General features: G+C 62.1%; 7 protein-coding genes and 3 pseudogenes. 6 read left to right on the forward strand and 4 right to left on the reverse strand.

Annotated features, from left to right (window positions below; all coding sequences use genetic code 11):
- The 3 genes and pseudogenes from AC0L17_RS24200 to AC0L17_RS24210 form a co-directional block, all read left to right on the forward strand.
- Nucleotides 1-288 (forward strand): annotated as a pseudogene (locus AC0L17_RS24200) (ATP-grasp domain-containing protein); the annotation flags it as partial.
- A gap of 778 nt (nt 289-1,066) precedes the next feature.
- Nucleotides 1,067-2,341, forward strand: a complete 1,275-nt coding sequence (locus AC0L17_RS24205; RefSeq protein ID WP_473517658.1) for an ATP-grasp domain-containing protein — start codon at nt 1,067-1,069, stop codon at nt 2,339-2,341.
- A gap of 269 nt (nt 2,342-2,610) precedes the next feature.
- On the forward strand, nt 2,611-3,411 hold the full coding sequence (locus AC0L17_RS24210; protein ID WP_473517659.1) for an SDR family oxidoreductase: 801 nt from the start codon (nt 2,611-2,613) through the stop codon (nt 3,409-3,411).
- Between the two features lie 299 nt (nt 3,412-3,710).
- Here AC0L17_RS24210 and AC0L17_RS24215 read toward each other — a convergent pair.
- The 3 genes and pseudogenes from AC0L17_RS24215 to AC0L17_RS24225 all read right to left on the reverse strand — a co-directional run.
- Nucleotides 3,711-5,165, reverse strand: a pseudogene (locus tag AC0L17_RS24215) (NAD-dependent succinate-semialdehyde dehydrogenase); the annotation flags it as partial.
- A 116-nt stretch (nt 5,166-5,281) separates the two neighbouring features.
- Nucleotides 5,282-6,778: a M81 family metallopeptidase gene (locus AC0L17_RS24220; protein ID WP_473517660.1), complete on the reverse strand. Its 1,497-nt coding sequence runs from the start codon at nt 6,776-6,778 to the stop codon at nt 5,282-5,284.
- A gap of 761 nt (nt 6,779-7,539) precedes the next feature.
- Nucleotides 7,540-8,371: pseudogene (locus AC0L17_RS24225) on the reverse strand (ABC transporter permease).
- A gap of 217 nt (nt 8,372-8,588) precedes the next feature.
- Between AC0L17_RS24225 and AC0L17_RS24230 the strand changes: the two are divergent.
- Nucleotides 8,589-8,909: a hypothetical protein gene (locus AC0L17_RS24230; RefSeq protein WP_473517661.1), complete on the forward strand. Its 321-nt coding sequence runs from the start codon at nt 8,589-8,591 to the stop codon at nt 8,907-8,909.
- 19 nt (nt 8,910-8,928) lie between these two features.
- On the opposite strand, the gene AC0L17_RS24235 is transcribed toward AC0L17_RS24230, so the two are convergent.
- Nucleotides 8,929-9,576 (reverse strand): ATP-binding cassette domain-containing protein, encoded by a 648-nt coding sequence (locus AC0L17_RS24235; RefSeq protein WP_473517662.1) that lies wholly within the window; start codon nt 9,574-9,576, stop codon nt 8,929-8,931.
- Between the two features lie 119 nt (nt 9,577-9,695).
- On the opposite strand from AC0L17_RS24235, the gene AC0L17_RS24240 reads away from it, so the two are divergent.
- On the forward strand, nt 9,696-10,385 hold the full coding sequence (locus AC0L17_RS24240; protein ID WP_473517663.1) for a GntR family transcriptional regulator: 690 nt from the start codon (nt 9,696-9,698) through the stop codon (nt 10,383-10,385).
- Nucleotides 10,386-10,470: 85 nt separating this feature from the next.
- Entirely contained in the window at nt 10,471-11,832 is a 1,362-nt protein-coding gene (locus tag AC0L17_RS24245; RefSeq protein ID WP_473517664.1) for an aspartate aminotransferase family protein, read from the forward strand.
- The last annotated feature ends 1 nt before the right edge of the window (nt 11,833 follow it).

Genomic DNA, 11,833 nt, shown 5'->3' on the forward strand with positions numbered 1-11,833 from the left:
CTCGATTGGATCGACAACGGCAGTCTGGCCGCTGCTGTACCAGGTGTCGCCGAGGTCAAATTCTATGTTGAACCCAAGACGCCGATCGTCAGGAAAGGCGATTACCGAGATTCTATGGGATATGTAATCGCCGTGTCGCCCGACCGTGCTCAGACCAAGGCGATACTTCAACAAGCCGTCGAATTAATCAGTTGGTCGATCTCACCATTTCCGACCCTAGGCGAACACGGACAATCAGCAGCCTCTCACCTCTCCGCCCCAGCAGAGGTACCCCCCAGTAAAGGGTGATCGCCGCCGAAGCTTGGTGCAATTGAGAGCACGCGTGAGACGCACGTCGGTGATTATACTTTTGCCCTCCGCGGAGAATCCCGATCGGGCTGATTTTGGCTGAGCCGGAAATCCTGTTGATTGCCGTCTGCGGCACAAGGCGCGGCCGGCGACGATTTCGAGAACGTCGTCGACTGGGGCGAGGAGAATCCGGATTTTCCTACCACCACGGCATTATAACGCGCGCCGGCTGCGCATCCTTATGAACCGTCTTGATGCGGCCTTGTTCTCGGCTTGCTTCCGGTTTTGGGTGAGGGCGAGGCACCTCGATGCCCCGGCGCGTTGCCACCGAGGGCAAAACCTCGCGCGGCAGTCACGACCGCAGCCGTCGGCGCTAGCCTGGCAACAGTAGAAATCATGTTGTTTCAGCGCACTCAGAGGCATCGACATGCAGAGCAACGACGTGACGAGCCTGGGGGTCTCGCAGTATATCTGTTCAGTAGGCGAGCTGTACGCAACTCCGGTCTGGCCTGGTACCGGCGCACGCAATGCAGGATAACTGACTTGTTAACCTGGCGTCTCTGGAACATCACAACCCTCCGAAATTCGTCGAGACGCTCCCTACCACACCGCCGGTAATTAAACGATGCAACAGATCCTGCAAGTACATTTCACAGAATCTTTGCAACCGCAAATCGCTGACAATGGTACGTTAATCCCAAGGTCTGAGGGCGGGCGCGAATAAAGCGATCCCTGTAACGCTCAGCCGCCGCATAATACGAACGGAGAATCAACGTTAATGGCAAAAAGAGCGCTCATCATGATTGAAGGCCATGCGCGTACTGGTCTGCTATTCATCCAAGCGGCCCAGCGTCTTGATCTTCACCCAATTACCCTGTCGACTGATCCAGCTCGGTACGACTATCTTGCGGCGGAAAGCATTGAGACAATTCGTGTCGACACAGACAATGTCGATGCGCTGATCCACGAATGTTCCCGCCTGCGTGCGACCTATGACATTGCTGGCATTACGGCCGCCGAGGAGGAGGTCTATGCGACAGTTGGCAAGCTTTGCCGATTTTTCAATCTACCGGGACCGAACCCCGAATCGGTTGAACAATGTCTCGACAAATTCACTCAACGTGAGCTCCTCGCGAAGGCCGGCGTTCCAATGCCTGCTTATCGCTTGGCAGCGAATGCGGCGGATATAGAAAGCTCGGCCGCTGAGATCGGCCTGCCGGTGATTGTTAAGCCAGCCGTAGGCACCGGCAGCAGCGGTGTCAGATTGTGCCGTAACGCCGATGAGGTGGCCGAACACACGGCTGTTCTGTTGGGGGGGAAGCATATATGGCGGTCTTCGCCGAGGATACTGGTTGAAGAATTCGCACAAGGTCCATTCTATGGCGCTGATATAATGGGAACTGAGGTCATTGCGATTGCCGCCGCTGACTTCGGCGCCCCACCGCATTTTGTCTTTCGTGAGTGCATCCATCCGGCCCCGCTGACTGATGACGAGCATAAGCGTATCGCCGATATTTCACTGAACTGTTTGCGAGCTCTCGGCCTTCAATGGGGTCCAAAAATTATTCAATTCCGGTGGACGAAGTTTGGCCCAGTTGTCATTGAAGTCAATCCGCGTCTTCCGGGTGGGACCGATCCTCAACTGGTTCAGCTAGCTCACGGTGTCGATCTCATCACCGAACACATCAAGGTTGTCATCGGCGGCGAATGGGATTTGCGCAAAAGGCATTCGCACGCCGCGGCCGTGCGGTACCTAATTCCTGATCGCGATGGCATCCTCGATTGGATTGACGGCGGCGGTCGGGCGGCTGCTATATCAGGTGTTTCCGAGGTGAAGTTTTATGTTGACCCCAAGACGCTGATCGAGAGGAAGGGCGATCACCGAGACCGCATTGGACATGTCATCGCCGCTTCGCCGAACAGTGCCCACACCAAGGCAATACTTCAGCGTGCCGTCGACTTAATCGCTTGGTCGATCTCATCGTTTCCAACCCTTGGCGAACAAGGGCAATCAGCGCGCCCTCACCTCCCCGCACCAGCGGAGGTCGCGTGAATGACGCCGGCAGGAAAGCCGGCCGATCGCGGAGGCACTTGAGGAATGGATGCGGCCCGAGCGGGCCAAATTGTCTCGAAGCTCTCCGGTTGCTGAGCCATCGACTACATGCTGAAGCGCCGGGAGGTTCACGATCTTCCTGGTGGTAGCCGGATCTGTATGGTCGGGGCAACGATCCGCCCGAACTCGGCACGAGCGGCGCGTGCTCGGGCTTGCCACTTAGCAGATTTGCGGCGCGGCACGCCGTATCTTTAGAAATGGAGGTCAAAGTGACGACAGGATCCTCGAAAATTGCGCTCGTGACCGGCGGAAGCACGGGCATCGGCGCCGCCACCTGCCGGCTTCTCGGCCAACAGGGGTGGGCTCTAGGCGTCAACTATCGACGCGATCGAACACCGGCAAACCGTGTCGTAGCGGATATCGAGCGGGGCGGCGGCAGGGCCGTCGTCGTACATGGCGATGTCGCGAACGAGTCCGAGGTTGCGCGAATGTTCGGTACCCTGGACCGTGAGTTCGGGACACTGACCGCTCTCGTGAATTGCGCCGGCATCGTCGGCAAGCGGGGGCGCTTCATAGATTTAGACCCTGCCGGTGTTCGTCAAGTGATTGAAGTCAATCTCCTCGGGACGATGTACTGCTCGCTCGAGGCGATCCGACGCATGTCGACGCGGTGCGGCGGCCAGGGCGGTGCGATCGTCAACATCTCCTCTGGGCTGTCGAAGACCGGCGGTGCCCTATCGCCCGATCCGGTTTTCCTGCCTGATCCGGAGGGTAAAGCCTCGGGGGGGCGGGTGCCTTATTCGACTTCGAAGGGCGCCATCAACTCCTTCACCGTGGCACTCGCCCAGGAGGTCGCGCGCGAAGGTGTAAGAGTCAACACGGTAAGCCCAGGGGCGACACGAACCGAGCTTCCCGATCCCGTTCAGATTGCCGAGGCTGAAGCCACGATCCCGATCGGCCGGGCCGCCGACCCGCGGGAGATCGCCGAGGCGATCTCTTGGCTTCTGTCCGATAAGGCGAGCTACGTTGCTGGCGCCTATCTACGCGTTGGAGGTGGACGAATTGGATAGGATAGGATAGCGAGCCGCAGAGTAGGCTATTGACGAATGCGCTCGCCCCGTCGCCCCGGTGCGACACGGCATCGGCTGCGTCGACGGGGGTGGCAGCGCCATATAGAATCCAAGCGCTTCGTTTTCCTGGACGAGACCGGGGGCAGGACCGCCATGACCCGCAGATATGGCTGGAGTGTTCGTGGCCGGGCATGGTCGATGTAGCCCCATTGTCCGAAGACTTCTGCAAAATGCCGCGGTACACTCGGCGCCCCAGACCGCCGAGCCTTCTTCGCTGCGCCAGCGTCAGGTGCTGAGTCCGCCACAAGGACGTATTTGATCTCGACGAATTCGTCGATGCCGTGGAGGGACCCCTCGCGGCCCAGGCCGGATTCTTTGACGCCCCCGAAGGGCGCGACCTCGGTTCCGAGAATGGCGGAGTTGATGCCAACCGTGCCGCATTCCAGTTCCTCAGCGACACGAAAGGCGCGGCCGAGATCCTTCGTGTAGAAATAGCCGGCCAGCCCGAAGGGCGTGTCGTTGGCGAGCGCGACGACCTCCTCCTCGGACCGGAAGGAGTAGACTGGGCGACTGGGCCGAAGGTCTCCTCGTGCGAAACCAGCATCGTCGTGGTGACGCCCGACAGAACAGTCGGCTCATAGAAGCTGCGGGCCAGAGCATGGCGCATGCCACCGATAATTATCCTGGCGCCGTTGGCGACGGCGTCGGCGACGTGACGCTCGACCTAGACCTAGACCGCACGCTGATTGATGAGCGGCCCCTGCAAGCCGCCGACCTCGACGCCGTTGCCGACCTTGAGTTCGGCAACCCTGCCGGCGAACCTCTCGACGAAGGCGTCATGGATTCCTTCCTGCACGAAAAGCCGATTGGTGCAGACACATGTCTGGCCCATATTGCGGAATTTGGCCGTGATCGCGCCGGCTACCGCCGCCTCGAGATCAGCATCGTCGAAGACGATGAAAGGGGCATTACCGCCGAGTTCGAGCCCAACCTTCTTCACCGTCGAGGCCGCCTGCTACATCAGGAGCTTGCCGATCGGCGTCGAGCCGGTGAAGCTGATGAACCGCACCGCCGGATGCGAAGTCATTACCATGCCAATCGCGACCGCATCGCCTGTCACGACGTTGAGCGCGCCTCTGGGAAAGCCCGCCCGCTCGGCGAGCGCGACCAGCGCCAGTGCGGTCAGCGGCGTGTAAGGCGCGGGCTTGATCACAAAAGTGCAGCCCGCCGCCAGGCCTGGCGAGCATTTGCGCGTGATCATCGCAGCCGGGAAATTCCAGGGCGTGATCGCGGCGCAGACGCCGACCGGCTGCTTCTGCACGATGATGCGCGAGCCCGGGAACGGCAACGGAATGGTCTCGCTATAGATGCGCTTGGCCTCCTCGGCATAGGACTCGACGAAGGAGGCGGCATAGGCGACCTCTCCGCGCGCTCGTCCAGCGGCTTGCCCTGCTCGGCGGTCATGATCTGCGCTAGGTCTTCCTGGTTCGCCATGATCAGGTCGAACCATGTGCGCAGGATCTGCGAACGCTCCTTGGCGCCCCTCCGCGCCCATGGCTTGAACGCCCGGCTCGCGGCCTTGACCGCAGCCATCGTCTCGGCCTCGCCGAAGCGCGGCACCTTGGCCAGAACTTCCCCCGTCGCCAGTTGTCGACCGCGTCGATACCGTCCCCGACCCAGGCGCCGTCCACATAGCACTGGGCCTTCAGCAGCGAGGAATCGGACAGATTTATGGTCTTCTCGATCACGCTCATTGTAATTTTCTCCTATCGGTCGAGGCTGGTAGACGGAGGAAGTCATGGGGCGGATCATTGTCCTGGCTGCACATCACGCGGTCGCGAGTTCCTTCCCAACGAAATTCCGGGGACTGCTAGGGCCGGACTCGCCCAAACAGGCGTGCCGCGAAGTTCGGCTCAGGAACTTCGTCCTCCGGGAAGATCGGCCTGCGCTTCTGGAACGGCAGCAGGCCGGGCTGGAAATTCGAAATGCCGGGCGTGTCGACGACGATGCAGGGGCCGACCGAGGCGAAAGAAATCTTGAAATGATAGCCGGATTTGGTGACTACAATGTCATAGGCGGCCGGATCGACGCCTTGACTGCGGAAAGCGGCCGGATCTTGCGTGAAGCCTGGCAGGCTCGTCACGAGGACCGTCACATTGTCCCGGTGCAGCACGGCTGTCGCGCCGAGCACGCCGGGCTCGTTCGCGAGAAAAGGGCCGTCGTGAACAAAATCTCCGTCGCCCAGATGCTCGACGCGCCATTCGCCGTCTACGGGAGAGATACCCTTCGACAGCCTGCCACCGATCGGTCCTCGATAGACAGAACCGACACCGAGCCTGCCCGCCGCTGCGACCACTTCTGGATCTGTTAGCGGAATGAGAGCCCGGATAGTGTGCCAGCGCGAGAGCAGTTCACTGATGATGACGGTTCCATCTCCCACGGTACCTGCGAGCACGCGATCGCCCTGATCGCCCACGATGACCGGGCCCTGCAGACGTCCCGCCGCCACATCCGCGAGTACGTCCTCGAGAGGCACGAAATCCGGCTTGAAGGCGAACCGTCTCAGCCAAAGCTCATGTGCCAACCGGGCCGCGATCTCCGCGGCCACATCCGCCGCTCCATCAGTCGTCACCGTGATGCACTGGCCTCCGTCGGCAACGTCGACGAGCGTCGTCGTATTGTAAATCGAGATGTCCAGGACGGCCGGCTCCTGCGCCGAAACCTGGCGACGCAACCGGTGTACCTCACAGAGCGGCCCGCGCGCGGTTTCCATCTGGACGCCTACGATCATAGGTAGGCGCACAGCGGCCGTAATCGGTACAATCCTGCCTTCGAGCATCGCGAGCATGAGTTCAACGGCCTGTTCGCCCGCGAGAGGGTAGTCTGTGTGCGGGTTCTCCTTGCAGGCAACGATGATGTCGGCGTTCGCAAGCATTGCGTCGGTGACGTGGGCGTGCAGGTCGAGGCTGACGGCGATGACGACCCGCGGCCCGACGGCTTTCCGGATCGCGGCGATGAGATCGCCCTCAGGATCGTCCAGCGTTTCGGTCACCATGGCCCCGTGAAGGTCGAGATAGACACCCTCTGGCTCCGCCTCTCCAACTGCTGCGACAATGTCGTCACGCAGGCGCTCATAGACGGCATCGACGATCGGCCCGCCCGGCGGAGCCACCGCCGAGAGGCCGGGAAGGATGTCCGCTCCAGCTCGCCCGAGACGCCTGCAGGCACCGCCAAGCGAGGCGTTTGAGACCTGTGCCTTGGCCGTGAGCGCAGCTCCGCGAACAACGCAGAAGCTGGAAAGGGTCGTTTGGATCGCGCTGAAGCTATTGCCCTCGTGGAACAGGCTCGACACGAACACCCGGACCATTTCTTCTCCACTTGATGCACCAAACTGGCTCCATTATCGAACATTGAGGACTTACGTCAATAGATGTAACATCAAATTGCAAATCTGCCGTGTATCAACATAGAGGGGAGTCATGAGCAACAGGCCACGATCCGAACGCCGATGGTCCATTCGAGCACGCGTAGTCGGTGCGATTCTGCCGTTTGTTCTCCTCGCTCCGGCCATGGCACAGGGCAAAGGCAAGCTCGTCCTGGCGGGACCGGTGGCCAGTGCAGCAGATCCTGCCCACACCCGCCGCATCTGCGGCCGACCATTCGTGGAACGGCCTTCAACTACAACTTCTGCCTCTGCGAAACGGAACCGGGAGCGCGCAACGTTTCGACGCAGACGGGGGACGGCGAGGCCGACATGGTCTACTACAACGGCTATTCCGGCGAGATTGTACGTCGTCGCTGGTTACGAGTTCGCCGTAGTCGCCCGGCGACTACAACCTCCTTCTCACCGGCATAGGCGGCCGCCTTTATTAGGCGTACGGCCGCATCGGCCTGAGCATTCTGTAAGACCGAGGGAAGCAACGGAAGGACGCGCCTGCCCCCGGCGAAATGGCGACGTAGTCATGATGGCTTCCCTCTCTTTCTTGGTAGCCGCCACCTGTGGTCGCGACGACGACTTCCTGCGCGGCCGCGCTTCCCGCGATGAGCGGGAGAGCTAAGAGCGCGACCCTCGCCCAGAGGTTCCATGAGCCGGTTGCGCTGACGACGTCTTCATGGATGATCCCCTCGCTATGATTGTTTTCGTCGACTGCTCCGGCCGCGGTCAGGCCTTCCCCCGCGCCTGCAGGAGTTGGACGCCCCCATCAACGCGAGCGAGACAACGACGAGAACCGTCGAGACGGCGGCGATGACGGGCGTGAGATTGAAGTCGATGTCCTCGAACATCTTGCGCGTGATGGTCTTGCCCTCGACGCTAGAGATGAAGAAGGCGACGGTCGCCTCGTCGAAGGAGGAGAGGAAGGCGAAGACGCCGCCGGCCGCCACGCCGGGCAGGATGTTGGGCAGAACGGCCGAGAAGAACGCCCGTGCTGCACGGCTCGCCCCGCAATTGAGCGCCGCGAGTTCGAGCGCCGGGTCGAAGCGCTGCAGTGCCGCCGTCACCGTGATGACGACGTAGGGGAACGGCTAGCATGGTGTGGGCGATGAGGAAGCCGAAGAAGTTGCCGGTAAGGCGCAGCGGCGCAAAAATGAGATAGACGGCGATCGCAACGACGAGGTGCGGCACCACTATTGGGCCCAGGGTGAGCGCTTGGATCGCGGCCTTGTCGGGCAGCGCGCCGCGCACGAGCGCGATGCGGCGAGCGTGCCGACGAGGGTAAGCCACGGGATAGCCGAGCGGGAAGGTCGCGAGCGTGACGACGAACGCGACCTCGAGCGTGCGCCACAAGACATGCAAGTAGAGCGGTTCGGCGATGATGCGCTCGTAGTTGGCGAGGGTGAACGAGGGGCTCGCGAAGCTCGTCCAGAGAAGCCGGCCCGCTGGATAGAGAAAGGCAAGCACGAGCAGCAGGAGGAGGCGCAACGAGGAGAAGTGAGAGCACCGTCGAATAGGTCCGGCCAGAGTCTGATGCGAGTTAGCGGATCTCGCGCCGTCCGGTGGTCTAAGGAAAGGCGCCGCCCATGGCTCAGGCCTCCGCGGGAAAGAGGCGCACCGCCTTGCGCTCGGCGAGGAGGTCCTCGCCTTCCGGGCGGGGGCACCGGTTGCCGGCAGTTGCACGTAGAGCAGCTCCTCGGCACCTGGGATGCGGACAACCACGACGTGGAAGGAGCCGACGAAAATGGCGGCCTCCACCGTCGCCGGAATGGCGAAGGGGCTCCCCGCACGGCGCGAGTCTCAGGCGCTCCGGCCGTACGGCAATCTTGACCGGCTTGCCGGGGTCGAAGAGACCGGCCGAGCCATAGACGCTCTTGGCTGCGATGCGGACCTCGCCAGGGAGGCGCACCATGGCTCCTGCCGAATCCGAGCCGAGATACTCGCCGCGCAAAAAATTCATCTTGCCGATGAAGTCGGCGACGAAGGGCGCCTTCGGATCCTCGTACAGGTCAAAAGGGCTTCCGATTTGGGCCAGGCCGCCGCCGCTCATCACAGCCACGCGTGAGCGCCCCTCCTGTCGTGCATCACGTAGATGACGGTGACCCTGAGGCGCCTGCTACAGGGTCTTGATCTCGATCCGCATCTCGCCGCGCAGCTTCTTGTCGAGCGCGCCGTTCGAGGCGAACGAGGGCGAGGCCGAGCGGCTCGTCCATACGCAGCACCGGCGGCTCGAAAACAAGCGCTCGGGCTACTGCGACGCGTTGCTGCTGGCCGTCCGACAGTTCGCTCGGCAGGCGGGCGTCGCCTCCACACGCCGCTCGATCTCGCTGCGCTCCACCTTTCGCATCTTGAGCGGAAAGGCGATGTTCTGGGCGACCGTCATGTGCGGGAGAGCGCGTATTTCTGGAAGACCATGCCGATATCGCGCTTGTTGGCGGCACGTGCGTGGCGTCCCTCGCGCCTACCCGGATGAGTCCTGCGCTTGGAATTCGAAACCCGCGATCATCATGAGGAGCGTTGTCTTGCCGGAGCCGGAAGGCCCCAGGCGATACGAACTCGCCCTCGCGCGTGACGAGCGACACCCCGTCCACCGCGAGCAACTGCCCGTACGCCTTCGACACGCCCTCGATCGATACGGGACTGCCGGTCATGTTGCTTGCCTTTGCGTCCACTCTCGCCCCTCGGTTTGTTGGGCCGGCGGCCTGCCGGGCCACTGATCCGGCGTCGAGCATTCCACTCGCGATCCACCACTTTTTGAAATTTGATGTAACATTCGGATTGACCCAGAGCCCTTGTCAATCGGGCTTGCGAGGTTCATGGTCCAAGCCCGCGATTAGCACTTTGGTCTTTCATGCATCGGAACATCGTCCAAGCACCACTCGCGCCCCTCGACCGCCAGAGCAGCCTCGGCGAGCTCGCCTATGAGAGTCTGAAGGACACCATCATCCGCGGGCAGTGCGAACCGGGCACTAAGCTCACGGTGCGCTCAGTCGCGCAAGCGCTCCACGTCTCGACGACGCCGGCGCGCGATGCCATCAACCGGCTGATCGGCGAAGGTGCGCTCGTCAATCTCGGGCCGAAGACGGTCGTGGTGCCCGTGCTAACAATGGCCGTGCTTGACGAGGTCACCAAGATCCGCCTGGCCCTTGAAAGCCTCGCCGCTCAAGAGGCGACGCCACACGTTAGCGAGGACGACATCGCTTTTCTCGAGGACACGCAGGAGAAGCTCAACACGGCTCTCGACGAAAGGCGTTACATGGAGGTGCTGCGGCTCAACAAGGACTTCCACTTCCGCATCTACGACCGCTCGCAGATGCCGCGCCTCGTCGCGATGATCGAATCGCAGTGGCTCAGGATCGGTCCGTCTTTCAACGGTCTCTATCCCGAATTCGCCATCAAGCGACAAGGCGTGGCGAATCATCAGTGGGCCCTGCGCGGCCTCAAGGATCGTGATCCCGCGACGGTTCGCGCGGCCATCGAAAATGACCTACGCGACGGATACCGTCGGCTGAGCAATCTCGTGCACGCTCGCGGCGACTGAGCCGGCAATATTCCTCTCAATATTTTGTTGCATCAAATTACATTTTCTTCTATCGTGCCGACCTCCATAGCAAGAGGAGAGCCGTGTGTTCGAGCAAGCAGCATTGTCCCCCCATCCTCCCGTCGGGCCGCGTTCGGCCGAGGCCTTCGGCCGGGCGCGTGGTGTTTTCCCGGACGGCACGGCGCGGGTCACGATCGAGCGCGATCCCATTCCCCGCTACATGCATCACGGAGAGGGTGCATTTCTCGTCGACGTCGACGGGCGCCGCTTCCTCGACCTTAACGGCAACTTCACGACCCTCATCCACGGCCACGCCTTCCCGCCCGTGATCGAGGCTGTGACGCAACAGCTCAGGAGCGGAAGCTGCTTCGCAAACCCGACCGAGATCGAAATTGCACTCGCCGAGCTTCTCTGCGCCCGCATTCCACACCTTGACCGCATCCGCTTCGTCAATTCCGGTACCGAGGCGGTCATGTTCGCGATCAAGGCGGCGCGGGCGTTCACCGGGCGTCCCGCGATTGCCAAGATCGAGGGGGCCTATCACGGCGCCTATGACTGGGTAGAAGTCAGCCAGGCCGCGACGCCTCAGACGTGGGGCGATCCCGAACATCCCGCGTCCACTCTTTATTACCGCGGCATGCCGCAAGCCGTGCTCGATGACGTCGTGATCTTGCGCTTCAACGACGCTGAGGGTGCGCGCCGGCAGATCGCGGAACATGCAGCGCGCCTCGCAGCCGTCCTCGTCGATCCCATGCCTAGCCGCGGTGGACTCGCTTCGCCCTCGCCGGATTTCGTATCTACCATCCAAGAGTCGGCCCGTCGTCACGGTATCCTTGTTATTAGCGACGAGGTCCTCAATCTCCGACAGGGCTACGAAGGCGCCTCTGCGCGCTACGGACTCGCACCCGATCTCTTCGCACTCGGCAAGATCATCGGTGGCGGGCTCCCTATCGGGGCGATCGGCGGCCGCAGCGAGGTGATGGCAGTCTTCGATGCCGGATCAGGCCGTCCTGTTCTGCCACAGGGCGGTACCTTCTCGGCCAATCCGCTCTCGATGGCGGCCGGGCTCGCCGCGATGGAAGCCCTCGACAGCGCCGCTTTCGACCACCTCGAGCGGCTGGGCGATAGGCTGCGGGATGGGCTCAAACGCATCATCGCGCGGCACGGCGCCCCTCTGAGCGTCACAGGCGCCTCCTCCCTTTTCCGTATCCACCCGCGGCGCAGGCCGCCCCACGAGTTCCGCGAAGCCTTCCTCGGCCCGCGAGAGGACGCCGTGATGAAGGAGCTCACCCGCTTCTTCTCCGCGAACGGCATTGTCCTCCCCAACGCGGCCGCCGCCTGTCTCTCGACACCCATGGGCGATGACGACATCGCGCTCGTCGCAAACGTCTTCGATCGTTTCCTCGACGAGCGCACGGCGCTCCTCGATACGCTAAAGGGCGAGTGAT

The organism is Mesorhizobium sp. WSM4829, from assembly GCF_055811475.1.